Raw genomic sequence first — 14511 nt, 5'->3', positions numbered from 1 at the left:
TGCTTCGACTTCGCGAGACTTGGAACTGCGACAACTGCGACTGTGAGCATGAGTGAGTGCAGAATCTTCATTCTCGATCTCCGGTTGCGGGACAGCTACTGGGGTGTCTAACGCCTGAGTTAACCCGCATGCCGTAGTGGTGCGGGACTGAGGCTAGCGTAGCGCAAAGCCTCAGTCACGTGCCACGGAGGTATGTCGGGTTGAACGAACTGTTAGAGCTCACAGTACAAATTCAGCTCAGAATTCTTAGGCTTGCTCGTTAGTCCTGCAACTGAAATCTCTACTGGACGAAACGCGACCGAGGTGGAATATCCCTCCCCTCTGCCAAGGTGGGGCATTCTAGACTCAGGAATACGCGGAATGTGTAGGCAGATCAATAGGCGATTATTTCGTCTGATTGCGCGAGCTTTCGATTCGGACAGGTGTTCGTATGGCGAGTGACTAATGGTGCCTCGCGCGACCCATTCTCCATTTTCTTTGTGCGACCACAACAGCGTATTGTTGATCTCAGATGGTTTCACGCGTGACAGGTTCACGTCGGACGGCGAGCCGAACGCGATACTAGTAATGGTCAAACTCGACTGCGCGTTTGCTGCAGATGGCGTCGCAATGAATAGAGCTGTTTGAAATACCAGCGCGGAACCAAGGCCGCGCGCAATGCGAAAGGGGACCATTGTGAGCTCTAACACCTGAGTTAAGCCGCGCCGAGAGTGGTGCGGTTTTGGGCTAGCGTAGCGGAAAGCCCAAAACCGTGCCACGAAGCGGCGTCGGCTTGAACGAGTAGTTAGGCTTTTTTGCCTAGCTAAGATTCAGTAGATTCTTGGACAAGCATCCATGCTCGTTTAAGTGGCAAATCAGCTTGAATTTCTGCCGGAAGTGACTCGTATGTGCGGTAAATGGCTTCGACCAAATCTCGGCTATCCCAAAGCCTTACTGCAAAATGACCTTGTTTAGCTTCGGATAAAACGGCTTTGTTAAATCCACCCCAACAAACGAGCAGGCCTTGATCCGCTTTAAATATTTGCATTGTCCCTTGTAGGGTTCGATAAACCGTTACATCTGCGGGACTATTCTGAGATTTGACTTGTACGCAAAGTCTTGGGTTATCAAGACCGAGTGGGCCGCGCCCACCTAGAACATCAACGCCGCCATCAGCTCCGGGTGGAGAAACCTTTGTAACCCAGCCATCAGCTTTAAGGACAGCGTCAACAAGATTTGCGAGTGCATGACCAGCGAATCGAGTCTGTATGTGTGCAACGATTTGATCATGCGCGACTTGCGCAAGATCCAAATTTTCTTCTGTATCAACGGGTTGTGCTATTGGATGCGTTATTTTAGTGCGAGCAATGGACAGTGAAAGACCGGGGTCGGGTTTTCCAGACAGTATGCTCTCTACGCGTCTTTCAGCGTCATTACGGGAAATGTTGCAGACCGTCATAAACGCGCCGAGAGAGTGGAGTAAGTCTTGCTCAAAGGCAGTACGCGGGGCATCCGGGCGAATCCACTTGACGGGCCGCAAATGTCGAAGCTCCCCATTAATTTCACGATATGAATAACTTCCTGCTACGCGACCTATGGCGATTTGAGATGTGAGTTTTCTTGGCATGACAACGAGGTCTCCCTCCTTCATTGCCACAGAAAATGCCCAAAGTTGTCCGGCTCGATTTCCAATAGCCCTAGGTTTTGCGCCAGGCATTTGAGCTTCTACGATCTTAAATACGGAGTCGTAGTCGTTGCAAGATTCGAGAGATGGAATATCGCGGAAACCAATAATGGAAAGGTCGTTGTCGAGAGCCAGCTCTTCATCCTCTCCAAGCTTTCCTGCGCGCGTCAGATACAGTTTTGTTTCCTTAGACATGGATCCCCCGAGTTACCGTTATGTCTCAAAAAAAAGCCTAACTTCTATTTAGACAGAGGAAAGCAGGGTAAGCCGAAAGCCGTCAGCTAAGCCGATACTCAAAATCGTACTTTTCTTACCCATATTTCCCCGCATTCCAATATTCGGCGCCATTGCTCACTCGTATTGTTATACGACAAAACGAGTTTTTGTATGGCAAACGATGCATATCGCAGTCTAAATCGAAATCCAGGGCATTATGCTGCGCAGCCAGTGGTTCCTGAGATCAATGCGGGCGCGCGGCCGCCGCGGCTTTTGGACCAGGTGCGGTGGGAGTTGAAGCGCCGCAACTACAGCAAGCGGACGAATGAAGCCTATCTCGTCTGGATTGAGAAGTTCATCCGCTTTAACGGTCTGCGGCATCCGGTCACGATGGGAGAGGCAGAGGTACGCGCGTTTCTCACCTACTTGGTCGTCAAGGGGCAGGTTGCGCCAAGCACGCAGAATCAGGCGCTTTGCGCGTTGCTGTTCTTGTATCGAGTCGTCTTGGGCATGCCGTTGCCATGGATGGAGGGTTTCGTTCGGGCGCGTCAGCAAAAGCGGCTGCCGGTGGTTCTGTCCCGCGAGGAGGTGAGGCAAATTCTCGGCAAGTTGGAAGGCACGCACTGGTTGCTGGGTTCGTTGCTCTACGGCACGGGCATGCGTCTGTTGGAAGGCTTGCGCTTGCGGGTGAAGGACGTGGATTTCGCGCTCAATGAAATTCGCGTAAGGAACGGCAAGGGCGGCAAAGACCGGCGGGTGCCGTTGCCGGCGACACTAGTTCCGCATCTCAAGGCGCAGATCGAGCAGGTTCGTCTGACGCACGCAAAGGATTGTGCTGCAGGATTCGGCGGGGTGTACTTGCCGCACGCCTTAGCAAGAAAGTACGCAAACGCGTCCAGAGATCTTGCGTGGCAGTTTGTTTTCTGTGCTGATCGGTTGGCGCCCGATATCGAAACGGGAGAAATTCGCCGTCATCACCTGCATGAAACCAGTATGCAACGCGCGTTCAAGCGCGCCTTATCCGAGACGAAGATCGACAAGCCCGCCAGTTGCCATTCCATGCGGCATGCCTTTGCGACGCATTTGTTGGAAAGCGGGCACGACATTCGCACCGTTCAGGAGTTGCTAGGGCACAAAGACCTAGCCACGACGCAAATCTATACGCATGTACTCGGTCGCGGTCCCTTGGCGGTGCGAAGTCCCTTGGATATTTGAGGTGCCGACAGGCTCCTCAATCCCCCAACGTCAACAAACTCGCATTCCCACCCGCGGCCGTCGTATTCACCGTAACCGTCTTCTCCGTCGCAAAGCGCGGCAAGTAGTGGGGGCCACCCGCTTTCGGACCGGTGCCCGACAAGCCCTGGCCACCGAACGGTTGCACGCCCACCACTGCACCAATCTGGTTGCGGTTGACATAAATGTTGCCAACCTTGGCGCGGCTCACGATACGTTCGATGGTGGCATCGATGCGCGAATGGATACCCAGCGTTAAACCGAATCCGGTGGCGTTGATGGTGTCCACCACGTGGTCGAGTTCATCGGCCTTCCAACGAATCACATGCAATGCCGGGCCGAAGTTTTCGCGGGTGAGTTGGTCAATCGATGCCAACTCCCAAGCCACAGGTGCGAAGAAGTTGCCGTGCGCGGTGTCGTCGGCATCCATTTGTGCAGTGGCAATGTGTTTGGCGCTCGCGCTGCTCATGCGCGTGGCGTGGTCGTCCAGCAGGCATTTCGCGTCGTTATCAATCACCGGGCCGACGTCGGTCGACAGCAATCCCGGGTTACCCACTTTCAATTCAGCCATGGCGCCGGCCAGCATTGAGATCACCTTGTCGGCAATGTCTTCTTGCACCAGCAGCACGCGTGCTGCAGAGCAGCGTTGGCCGGCAGAGGTGAAGGCCGAACCCATGGCGTCTTTCACCACTTGTTCCGGCAATGAAGAGGAGTCGGCGATCATCGCGTTTTGGCCGCCGGTTTCGGCAATCAAAGTGGCAATCGGTCCGGCATCACGTGCGGCCAGTGCGCGGTTGATGAGGCGCGCGGTATCGGTCGAGCCGGTGAAGCAGACGCCCGCCACACGCGGGTCGGCGGTGAGGGCGGCGCCGACGGTCGCGCCGTCACCCGGCACGAATTGCAGCACGTCCACCGGCACGCCGGCTTCGTGCATCAACTTCACCGCGGCATAGCCGACCAAGTTGGTTTGCTCGGCGGGCTTCGCAATCACGCTATTGCCGGCAGCCAATGCCGCGGCAATCTGTCCGATGAAAATGGCGAGCGGGAAGTTCCAAGGCGAAATACAAGCGAAGACACCGCGGCCCGCCAATTGCAGCGAGTTGGCTTCACCGGTCGGCCCCGGCAGTTGTTCCACCACGAAATGTTTGCGCGCTTCGTGGGCGTAATAACGCAGGAAATCCACGGCTTCACGCACTTCGGCAATGCCATCGGGAATGGTCTTGCCGGCTTCTTTGGTGCACATCGCCATGAAGTCGGGCATGCGTTCTTCCAGCAAAGTCGCGGCGCGTTCCAAGGCTTTGGCGCGCACGTCCACCGGTGTGGCATCCCAGCCCGGTTGCGCGGCAACGGCATTGGCCAAGGCGCGTTCAACCGTGGCGCTGTCGGCGGCTTTCCAGTGGCCGACCACTTCGCGACGGTCGGCGGGGTTGGTCACGGCGATGCTGTCGCCCACGGCGCTGGCACCGGGCACCAGCGGAATGGCGGTCCAATCGCCGCTGCCTGCGGCGTTCATGTGGTCTGCCAGTGCGCGCAGTTCGTTGTCGTTGGCGAGGTTGATGCCCATGGAGTTGTCCCGGTCTTGGCCTTGGTTGCGGTAGAGGTCACGCGGCAAGGGAATGCGTGGATGCGGAATGGATTCAAAAGAAGCGACGACGTCGAGCGGGTCCTGTACCAAATCTTCGACAGGGACGCTTTCATCGGTGATGCGATTGACGAAGCTCGAGTTCGCGCCGTTTTCCAACAGGCGACGCACGAGATAGGGCAGCAGGTCTTCATGCGAGCCGACCGGTGCATAGACGCGGCAGGCGGTGTTCAAACGATCTTCCGGAATCACTTCCGCATACAGATCGTCACCCATGCCGTGCAATTTTTGGAATTCGAAACAACGGCCTTCCGACATCTGGTGAATCGCCGCAATTGTTTGTGCGTTATGCGTGGCGAACATCGGATACAAGGCGTCGCTGGCGTCGAACATGCGGCGGGCGTTGGCTTGGTAGCTGACGTCGGTGTTCGGCTTGCGGGTGAAGAGGGGATAGTTGCTTTGCCCTTCCATCTGTGCGGCTTTGATTTCGGCGTCCCAATAAGCGCCTTTCACCAAACGCACCGGAATCTTGCGACCGACGCGGCGGCCGAGGTCGGCTAAATAATCAATCACAAACGGACAGCGTTTTTGATACGACTGCACCGCGAGACCAAAGCCTTCCCAGCCATCCAACGAGCGGTCGGAGAACACGGCTTCAATCAAATCCAATGAGAGCTCAAGACGATTGGTTTCTTCCGCGTCAATGGTGTAACCGATGCCGTAAGACTTGGCTAATTGCGCCAATTCCAGCACGCGCGGTGCGAGTTCGGCCATGACGCGTTCGCGTTTGGCGTGTTCATAGCGCGGATGCAACGCCGACAACTTCACCGAAATACTCGGCGCCGCAAACACATCTTCAAACGGACCGCTGCGGCCGATGGCGTGAATCGCTTGGCGATAGGCTTCCAAATAGCGCAGCGCATCTTTGGTGGTGAGTGCGCCTTCGCCGAGCATGTCGAACGAATAGCGGTAGGCGCCATGAATGCCTTTGCGCGAGCGGGTCAGGGCTTCGTCAATGGTCCGGCCCATCACAAATTGATGGCCCATGATCTTCATGGCTTGGCGCACCGCGGTACGGATCACCGGCTCACCCAATTTGCCGACCAAGCGACCGAAGGCGCCGTGCACGTCGCGCTGGGTGTCGTCGGAGAGATTGACCAGCTTGCCGGTCAGCATCAGGCCCCAGGTCGAGGCATTCACCAGAATCGAATCGGACTGGCCGAGGTGGCGGCGCCAGTTGGCTTCACCCAATTTGTCACGAATCAGTGCATCGGCCGTGCCTTGGTCCGGAATCCGCAGCAGGGCTTCGGCCACGCACATCAACAGCACGCCTTCTTCGCTGCCCAGATCGTATTGGCGCATGAAGGCTTCGACGGTGGATTGGTCGCTGGCGCGGGCACGTACGCGACGTACCAAATCGGCGGCGGTGGCGGCAATGGTCTGCCGGGCAGCATCACTTTGGCGGGCTTCGCCGAGCATTTGGCGGACATGGTCGGCTTCGTCCCGCCACCACGCTTGGGTGATGGCATGCCGCAAGGGCGACGGAACCGGTTGCAATTCTGGGGTGAGCAGGTCGGTCACTGACAGGGTTCTATCAAGGTGAATACGGAGGCCCAATGTTACAGCCGGAACGGCCTGTACAGGTTCGAGGAGAACCTTAATGCTTGCCCCTATGCCCATCGCCGATTTACCATGTTGGGTGTTTCGCGGGCTTCCGGCTAGCCGGTGCCCGTTATTTCCTATTGCCAGATTTCCGTAGTCGGGTGTCCGACTGTGGTCACGGGGTTCTAAATGAAGCAATCGCGTTGGATGCAACTTTCCGCCTTGGCGCTCGCCGCGCTGACGCCCTTGGCCGCGCTGGCCGGCCCGGCCGATCCGGTCCGTTGGCAGCTGAACATGGGTAAAGGCGTCACTTCGACCGCACATAACGCCTACATCACCCATATGTGGGGCCTGTGGGTCTGTGTCGTCATCGGTGTGATCGTGTTCGGCGCGATGTTCTACGCCATGTTCAAGTTCCGTCGCTCGAAGGGCGCCGTCGCCTCGCAGTTCAGCCATAACACCAAGGCTGAAATCATTTGGACGGTCATTCCGGTGATCATCCTGATCGTGCTGACCATCCCCGCGGTCAAAAACCTGATCAAGATCTACGACACCCGCGATTCCCAGCTGACCGTGCGCGTCACCGGTTATCAATGGATGTGGAAGTACGAATACCTCGATCAAGGCGTGGCTTACACCAGCCGTTTGGATCGTAAGTCGGACGAACTGCGTCAGTCGGGCAAGTCGCCGACCGAAGCCGACCACGCCCACTACCTGCTGGACGTCGACAATCCGTTGGTGCTGCCGGTCGGCGCCAAGGTCCGCTTCATGATCACCTCGGATGACGTAATCCACTCCTGGTGGGTGCCGGCGCTGGGCTTCAAGCAAGACGCCAACCCGGGCACCGTGAACGGTGCATGGACCATCATCGAAAAGCCGGGCGTGTACCGCGGCCAGTGCGCTGAACTGTGCGGCAAGGACCACGGCTTCATGCCGATCGTTGTGAAAGCCGTGCCGATGGCGGAATTCCAAGCGTGGTTGTACGACCAGCGCCAAGCGCAGAAAGCCGCGGAAGCGAAGGACGCCGCACCGGCTGCCGCTGCGCCGGTTGCCAGTGAGACACCGGCCGACCCGGCGGCAGCGCCTGCCGAATCCACCGAAACCGCTGCGACCGCTGCGGCTGCCAAGGGCTGAGCGTTCGCGCGCAGCCGATTTCGAGAGAGAGACACATGTCCGTTACGCACCCCCACCTCGATACACACCATGATGACCACCATGGTCACAAGCAGTCGTTCGCCGAACGTTGGTTCTTTTCGACCAACCATAAAGACATCGGTACGCTGTACCTGATCTTCTCCTTCATCATGTTCATCATCGGCGCCGCGATGTCGGTGCTGATCCGCTACGAACTGATGAAGCCGGGCTTGCAGTTGCCGGGCGGGCCGGAGTTCTTCAACCAAATGACCACGGTGCATGCACTGGTCATGATCTTCGGTGGCGTGATGCCGGCATTTGTCGGTCTGGCCAACTGGATGATTCCGTTGCAAATCGGCGCGCCTGACATGGCGATGCCGCGCATGAACAACTACTCGTTCTGGATCATGCCGTTCGCGTTCGCGATGCTGCTGATCACCTTGTTCCTCCCGGGCGGTGCGCCGGCCGGTGGTTGGACCATGTATCCGCCGTTGTTCCTGCAAGGTGGCGCCAACGTGGCGTTCGCCGTGTTCGCCGTGCACATGATGGGTATCAGCTCGATCATGGGCGCCATCAACATCATCGCCACCGTGCTCAACATGCGCGCGCCGGGCGTTGATCTGTTGAAGATGCCGATCTTCGCTTGGACCTGGCTGATCACCGCGTTCCTGTTGATTGCCGTGATGCCGGTCTTGGCCGGTGCGGTCACCATGTTGCTGACCGACAAGTTCTTCGGCACCACCTTCTTCAACGCCGCCGGTGGCGGTGACCCGGTCATGTACCAGCACATCTTCTGGTTCTTCGGTCACCCCGAGGTGTACATCATGATCCTGCCGGCCTTCGGTGTGGTCAGCGAAATCCTGCCGACCTTCAGCCGCAAGCCGCTGTTCGGTTATCAGGCGATGGTGTACGCGACCGCCGCGATCGCGTTCCTGTCCTTCATCGTGTGGGCCCACCACATGTTCGCCGTCGGCATGCCGCTGGGTGGCGAAATCTACTTCATGCTCGCCACCATGTTGATCTCCGTGCCCACCGGCGTGAAGGTCTTCAACTGGGTCAGCACGATGTGGAAAGGCTCGCTCACGTTCGAAACCCCGATGTTGTGGGCGATCGGTTTCGTGTTCCTGTTCACCATCGGCGGTTTCTCCGGCCTGATGTTGGCGCTGGTGCCGGCCGACTTCCAATACCACGACACCTACTTCGTGGTGGCGCACTTCCACTATGTGTTGGTGACCGGTGCCTTGTTCTCGATCATCGCCGCGACCTATTACTGGTGGCCGAAGTGGACGGGTCGCATGTATAGCGAGCGTCTCGGCAAGTTCCACTTCTGGTGGACCATGGTGTTCGTCAACCTGCTGTTCTTCCCGCAACACTTCCTCGGCCTTGCCGGCATGCCGCGTCGTATCCCGGACTACAACGTGGTGTTTGCCGACTGGAACTTCATCAGCTCGATCGGTGCCTTCGGCATGTTCGTGACGCCGTTCTTGATGGCCTTCATCTTGTGGCGTTCGCTCAAGACCGGTGAAAAGGCTTTGCCGCGCGCTTGGGAAGGTGCCAAGGGTCTGGAATGGACTGTGCCGTCGCCGGCACCGCACCACACCTTCGAAGTGCCGCCGGTGTTGAAGGCGGGCGATCTCGCCCACGACGACATCACGCACTGAGTCGATTCGAATGGATGACCGCACCGACAACGCAGTCGTGGAAGCCGGACGCAAACGCGCCCGGCGTACCGCGCTGTGGATCGGTCTGGTCGCCGCAGCGATCTATGCGGCCTTCATCTTGAGCGGAGTCATCGGCCGTGCCCACTGATCCGCAACCCAAAGCCAATACTCGCGGCCTGGGCAAGTTGCTGATCGTGGTGGCGCTGGCCTTTGCTTTCACCTTCTCGCTGGTGCCGCTGTATCGGGTCGCTTGTGAAAAAGTGTTTGGCGTGAAAGTCGACCAAGGTCCGGCCACGGGTGCGAAGGCGAAAGAAGCGGCCGACCCCAATCGTTGGATCACCGTCGAATTCGACGGCGTGGTCAATTCGAAGTTGCCCTGGAGCTTCCATCCGAACACCCGTTCGATGAAGGTGCAGGTCGGCAAGCAATACGAAACCAGCTATTTCGCGAAGAACATCAGCAACGCGGTTGTGGTCGGCAATGCCGTGCCTTCCGTCGAGCCGGCACGCGGTTCGGGTTACTTCAACAAGACCGAGTGCTTCTGTTTCACCGAACAAAAACTGGCCGCAGGCGAAATCAAGGACATGCCTGTGCGCTTCATCGTTGATCCCGCCTTGCCGGCGGATGTGAAAACGCTGACCCTGTCCTACGTGTTTTATCAAAATGATTCGTTGACGGAATCCGTGCGCCATGCGGCCGCGGGCAAGTTGCCCTCAACGGCGCATACCGCCCCTTGATTTTGAATTGAGATATCGCCATGGCTGAAGCCCACGCACACTCAAACCCTTCCGAACGCTACTTCGTTCCGCATTCGAGCCGTTGGCCGATCGTGGCGTCGGTGGCGCTGTTCGTGACGATGTTCGGCTTCGCAACCATGTTGAACGAAGCCTCGTTCGGCAAGCCGGTGTTCTATGTCGGCCTCGCCTTCCTCGCGATCGTCATGTTTAAGTGGTTTGCCGACGTCGTTGGCGAATCGGTGCGTGGTTTCTACAACCGCCAAGTGGACACTTCGTTCCGCATGGGCATGGTCTGGTTCATCTTCTCGGAAATCATGTTCTTTGCCGCGTTTTTCGGCGCTTTGTTCTACACCCGCCAATACGCGTTGCCGTGGTTGGCCGGTGAAGGCCACGGCGTGTTGACCAACGACCTGCTGTACAACGGTTACACCGGCGGCTGGCCGGCCAATGGTCCGCTCTCGATCGGCGGCCATTTCCAAACGGTCGGCGCTTGGGGCCTACCGTTGTTGAATACGCTGATTCTGTTGACCTCGGGTGTCACCATCACCATCGCGCACCACGCTCTGAAGGCCGGTCAGCGCCAAACCTTGTTGGTGTTCCTGGGTCTCACCATCCTGTTGGGCTGCACGTTCTTGTTCTTCCAAGCTGAGGAATACATGCATGCCTATAGCGAGCTCAATCTGAAGCTCAGCTCGGGTATCTACGGCTCCACCTTCTTCATGCTCACCGGCTTCCACGGTCTGCACGTGACCCTCGGCACGGTGATGCTGATCGTGATTTGGTTCCGTTGCTTGCGCGGTCACTTCAGCCGTGACGACCACTTCGGCTTTGAAGCCGTCGCGTGGTACTGGCACTTTGTGGACGTCGTTTGGTTGATGCTCTTCATCTTCGTTTACGTCTTGTAAGCGAAGCGCATCAGCGATTGTTGAAACAGGGTGGGGCGGTTAGCCGCCCACACCGTGCGGGGTGATCCAACCCATGTAAATGGCAAGGATCACCAGCAGAATCATCGCCACCGAGAATGCAATGCGGCGCGTCAGCGCATTGACGGTGCGTTTGGACTGACCCTTGTCAGTCAGCATGTAGTACAGACCCGCGCCGAGATTCCAAAGGATCACGATGAGGAATCCGACGATCAACACCAGCTTCAAAGACGGGTTCATGGTTTGGGTACTCAAGGGGTTCAATCCCCGATTATCGCAATTCGCCCGCTTGGGATGTAAGTGATGACACCAACATTGCGCCGGTTTTGGAAGTATTGGCTGCTGGCTGCGGTGGTCATGGCGCTGTTCGTGCGCTTGGGCGTGTGGCAGTTGCATCGCAAGGCCGAGAAAGAGGCCTTGTTTGCGCAAGTCCAGGCCCAAATCGACGCGCGCAAGGCGCAGCCCTTGGCCGTCGCGTTTGCACCAGATCGTATGCAAGCCTTCGATTGGGCAGTCGGCAGCTGTTTGCTGGATGGCCGCCACGTGGTGATGCTCGACAACCAATTGAATGACGGCCAGCCGGGCATCCGTGCGTTCGCGCCCTGTGCGGTCGATGCTTCCGGACGCAGTGTGATGCTGGATTTCGGTTGGTATCCGTTGGGCCCCAATCGCATCATGCCGAAACCGCTGCTGCCCGCGCAGCTCGAGGTGCAAGGCCTGTTGATGCCACCGCCCTCCGGCGGATTGGTTGCCGACCAAGTACAAAAGGGCAACGGCGTGACGGTGGTGACGCGCATCGACGCGCGTTCCTTGAAGCAAGCCTTGGGGAATACCCCCGTTGCACCGCGCGTGATGCGACTCGATCCGGCCCTGAAGGTCGGCGGCAAGCGCGATTTCCACGTTTTCCCGACCACGATGCCGCCCGAGAAACACTTCGCCTATGCGGTGCAGTGGTTCGCCATGGCCGCGGCCATTTTCGTGATCACGCTGCTATTGAGCCTGAGGGCCCGAAAGAAATGAACTCGCAAGAACCTCGCCTCACCACCACGGCGCGCAACAAACGCACGCTCACCATCGTTGCAGTGGCCTTTCTCGGCAGCTTCTTGCTGGCCGGCATTCTGCGCTATTCGGGCTGGCGTCCTGAAGGCTTGAAAGCCAAGGGCGAATTGCTGCAGCCGGCGGTGGATGCACATTTGCTGCAACCGAAGTTGGCGGATGGCACGGCCTATCCGTGGAATCCGATCGAACGCAAATGGCGCATTTTGGTGGTGCCGTCCGACAACTGCGCGGACAAGTGCACCGCCTTGGCGAACCAGCTCGACACCCTGTGGCAAATTCTCGGCAAGGATGCGCCGCGCGTGGACTTGTTGTGGTGGGCAGCTGTGCCGGAAGGCGCACCGGCAGCCAGCCATCCGCGCGCCTTGCAAGCTGATCCGGCGTTGCTGGCAAAACTGCCGCGCGCCAACGATCCGGCCGGCCCGGTGACCTATATTCTCGATCCCAACGGGTTCGTCGTTCTGCGTTACAAGCCGGGCACGGATCCCGGTGATATCCGTACCGACCTTTCAAGACTGTTGAAACTGCGATGAGTCGTCCTCTTGTTCCGGTGGTCTCGCGCCACTTCCATCGACTGGCTTGGTTTGCGGTCATCCTCGCGTTCTGCGTGATCGTGTTCGGTGCCTTCGTGCGCCTCTCCAATGCAGGCCTCAGCTGCCCGGATTGGCCGACCTGTTACGGCCAGGCCACATGGCCGAAGACGATTGCGGATGCTTCGTCGCACGCCGCCTCGCATATTCGCGAGTTCGACAACACGCGTGCCTGGCGTGAACAAGTGCACCGCCAATTGGCCGGCACTTTGGGCTTGCTGGTGTTCTTGCTGGCACTCGGCGCCGTACGCAAGCGTGCGAAGGGCGTGATGCAGGTGGTCGGTGCTGCTGCTTTAGTGGCGGTGTCGATTTTTGCCTATATGAAGGGCGCGCAGATCGATGCGCTGACGCCTTTGGTGCGCTTGTCGCCCGAATCGCTGCCGTGGTTTGAAGGCGCGGCGGTCTTGGCGGCCATCGGTGAGTTGGTGTTGTTGTTCGCGGCATGGCGGTGGTCGAACAGCGACCTCTCGCGCGTGGCCGTGCTGACCTTGGCAATGATCATCGTGCAGGCCTTGCTCGGCATGTGGACGGTCACTTGGTTGTTGAAACCGATCGTGGTCATGGGCCATTTGTTGGGCGGCTTCACCACCTTCGCCTTGCTGGTGTGGATGGCTTGGCGTGCCACCAATGTGCCGATCAATCTGGTCGACTCGCAACGCATCCGTGTTTGGGTGATGGTCGGCTTGGCATTGCTCGCGGTGCAAATCGCGCTCGGCGGTTGGACCAGTTCGAACTATGCCGCGCTGTCTTGCGGGGCAGGCAAATCGATGGCGTATTTCCCCAAGTGCGCGGGGCAGTGGTGGCCGGATGCCAACTTCCGTGAGGGCTTCGTGCTTTGGCGCGGCGTCGGCGTGGACTACGAAGGCGGTGTGCTGGACGGGGCGTCGCGCATCGGCATCCAACTCGTGCACCGCGTGATGGCATTGGCAGTCTTCATTTACATGTGGGTGTTGGCGGTGAAGTTCATCCGCTTGCCCGGCATGCGCGGCTGGGGCAGCGCCATCGCCTTGCTGGTGACCACGCAAGTGTGCCTCGGCATCGCCAATGTTGTGTTCGCCTTGCCGTTGAAGGTGGCGGTTGCGCACAATGGGGTCGCGGCGTTGCTGCTGTTCGCCTTGGTGAGCTTGTTGGCACGCCTTCGTTCTCCGATTGAGGAAGACGCAAACGCATGAGCAATTGGCGAAGCTATTGGGCGCTCACCAAACCCCGCGTGGTGGCACTGATAGTGTTCACCGCCGTCGTCGGGGTGTTTCTCGCGATTGACGGTTTGCCGACCTTCGCCGAAGCCAAGCTCGCGGTGCTCGGATTGCTCGGCATTTGGTTGGCGGCCGCATCCGCCGCCGCCATCAACCATTTGTTGGATCGTCGTATCGACGAAAAAATGGCGCGCACCAAAGGGCGTCCGCTGCCGACCCACGCATTGAAGCCGGCACAAGTGCTGACCTTCGCGATCGCCTTGGCGGTCTTGTCGATGGCGGTGTTGATCATCGGTGTGAACTGGGTCTGTGCCGCGCTCACCTTCGCCTCGATGATCGGCTACGCCATCATCTACACCGCTTGGCTGAAACACGCGACACCGCAGAACATCGTCATCGGCGGAATCGCCGGCGCCGCACCGCCGCTGCTCGGCTGGTCGGCCATCACCGGCATGCAAGGCCAATGGGACTGGGCCCACGCACTGCTGTTGGTGCTGATCATCTTCGTCTGGACGCCGCCGCATTTTTGGGCCCTGGCCATTTTCCGCCGCGCCGACTACGCACGCGCACTGGTGCCGATGCTGCCGGTGACCCACGGCGTCGAATACACCCGTTGGCAAATCCTGCTCTACACCGTGCTGCTCTTCGTGGTCAGCCTGCTGCCCTGGGTGGCCGGCATGAGCGGCATCTTCTATCTGGTCGGCGCGCTCATCCTCGGCGCCGTGTTCGTCTGGTACGCATGGAAACTGCTGAACCCACCCGACGAATTCTTCGCCATGCGCGTCTTCCACTATTCCATCGTTTACCTGATGGCCCTGTTCGCCTTCCTACTCGCCGACCACTGGCTCCTCCCCTGGCTACGCCCCGCCGCCACCATGGAATGGATGCGCATAGCCTAATAATCCCTTCTCCACGACG

General features: G+C 58.6%; 13 protein-coding genes. 10 read left to right on the top strand and 3 right to left on the bottom strand.

The window, feature by feature from the left end; translation table 11 throughout:
- Positions 1-802 precede the first annotated feature (802 nt).
- A complete protein-coding gene (locus H8L67_RS10345; RefSeq protein ID WP_220379768.1) occupies positions 803-1858 on the bottom strand; it encodes a restriction endonuclease in 1056 nt (351 codons plus the stop codon).
- 264 nt (positions 1859-2122) lie between these two features.
- On the opposite strand from H8L67_RS10345, the gene H8L67_RS10340 reads away from it, so the two are divergent.
- On the top strand, positions 2123-3094 hold the full coding sequence (locus H8L67_RS10340; RefSeq protein WP_305068571.1) for an integron integrase: 972 nt from the start codon (positions 2123-2125) through the stop codon (positions 3092-3094).
- Positions 3095-3110: 16 nt separating this feature from the next.
- Here the strand turns inward: H8L67_RS10340 and putA are convergent, their stop codons facing one another.
- Positions 3111-6311 carry a bifunctional proline dehydrogenase/L-glutamate gamma-semialdehyde dehydrogenase PutA gene (gene putA, locus H8L67_RS10335; RefSeq protein ID WP_434063405.1) on the bottom strand — a complete coding sequence of 1067 codons (3201 nt, stop codon included), beginning with the start codon at positions 6309-6311 and terminating at the stop codon, positions 3111-3113.
- A 174-nt stretch (positions 6312-6485) separates the two neighbouring features.
- Between putA and coxB the strand changes: the two genes are divergently transcribed.
- The 5 genes from coxB to H8L67_RS10310 are packed head-to-tail and all read left to right on the top strand — an operon-like array spanning position 6486 to position 10733.
- Positions 6486-7430 (top strand): cytochrome c oxidase subunit II, encoded by a 945-nt coding sequence (coxB, locus tag H8L67_RS10330; protein ID WP_434063404.1) that lies wholly within the window; start codon positions 6486-6488, stop codon positions 7428-7430.
- A gap of 35 nt (positions 7431-7465) precedes the next feature.
- Entirely contained in the window at positions 7466-9091 is a 1626-nt protein-coding gene (ctaD, locus tag H8L67_RS10325) for a cytochrome c oxidase subunit I (protein WP_220379765.1), read from the top strand.
- A 10-nt stretch (positions 9092-9101) separates the two neighbouring features.
- Entirely contained in the window at positions 9102-9239 is a 138-nt protein-coding gene (locus tag H8L67_RS10320) for a hypothetical protein (protein WP_220379764.1), read from the top strand.
- Entirely contained in the window at positions 9229-9828 is a 600-nt protein-coding gene (locus tag H8L67_RS10315) for a cytochrome c oxidase assembly protein (protein ID WP_220379763.1), read from the top strand. The genes H8L67_RS10320 and H8L67_RS10315 overlap by 11 nt, the downstream gene beginning before the upstream one ends.
- Before the next feature lie 20 nt (positions 9829-9848).
- Positions 9849-10733: a cytochrome c oxidase subunit 3 gene (locus tag H8L67_RS10310; RefSeq protein ID WP_220379762.1), complete on the top strand. Its 885-nt coding sequence runs from the start codon at positions 9849-9851 to the stop codon at positions 10731-10733.
- A 39-nt stretch (positions 10734-10772) separates the two neighbouring features.
- On the opposite strand, the gene H8L67_RS10305 is transcribed toward H8L67_RS10310, so the two are convergent.
- Positions 10773-10991 carry a twin transmembrane helix small protein gene (locus H8L67_RS10305; RefSeq protein WP_220380821.1) on the bottom strand — a complete coding sequence of 73 codons (219 nt, stop codon included), beginning with the start codon at positions 10989-10991 and terminating at the stop codon, positions 10773-10775.
- A gap of 63 nt (positions 10992-11054) precedes the next feature.
- Between H8L67_RS10305 and H8L67_RS10300 the strand changes: the two genes are divergently transcribed.
- Genes H8L67_RS10300 through cyoE form a run of 4 tightly spaced genes read left to right on the top strand, consistent with a single transcriptional unit; the run spans position 11055 to position 14492 of the window.
- Positions 11055-11771: an SURF1 family protein gene (locus tag H8L67_RS10300; RefSeq protein WP_220379761.1), complete on the top strand. Its 717-nt coding sequence runs from the start codon at positions 11055-11057 to the stop codon at positions 11769-11771.
- Positions 11768-12340 carry a redox-active disulfide-containing membrane protein gene (locus H8L67_RS10295; RefSeq protein ID WP_220379760.1) on the top strand — a complete coding sequence of 191 codons (573 nt, stop codon included), beginning with the start codon at positions 11768-11770 and terminating at the stop codon, positions 12338-12340. Before H8L67_RS10300 ends, H8L67_RS10295 begins: the two co-directional genes overlap by 4 nt.
- On the top strand, positions 12337-13569 hold the full coding sequence (locus tag H8L67_RS10290; RefSeq protein ID WP_220379759.1) for a COX15/CtaA family protein: 1233 nt from the start codon (positions 12337-12339) through the stop codon (positions 13567-13569). The genes H8L67_RS10295 and H8L67_RS10290 overlap by 4 nt, the downstream gene beginning before the upstream one ends.
- Positions 13566-14492 carry a heme o synthase gene (cyoE, locus tag H8L67_RS10285; RefSeq protein ID WP_220379758.1) on the top strand — a complete coding sequence of 309 codons (927 nt, stop codon included), beginning with the start codon at positions 13566-13568 and terminating at the stop codon, positions 14490-14492. The genes H8L67_RS10290 and cyoE overlap by 4 nt, the downstream gene beginning before the upstream one ends.
- Positions 14493-14511 lie beyond the last annotated feature (19 nt).

Source organism: Lysobacter soyae, from assembly GCF_019551435.1.
GTDB classification, from domain to species: domain Bacteria; phylum Pseudomonadota; class Gammaproteobacteria; order Xanthomonadales; family Xanthomonadaceae; genus Solilutibacter; species Solilutibacter soyae.
The sequence above is the reverse complement of the archived record's forward strand: the minus strand, read 5'-3'. Positions and strand labels throughout refer to the sequence as shown.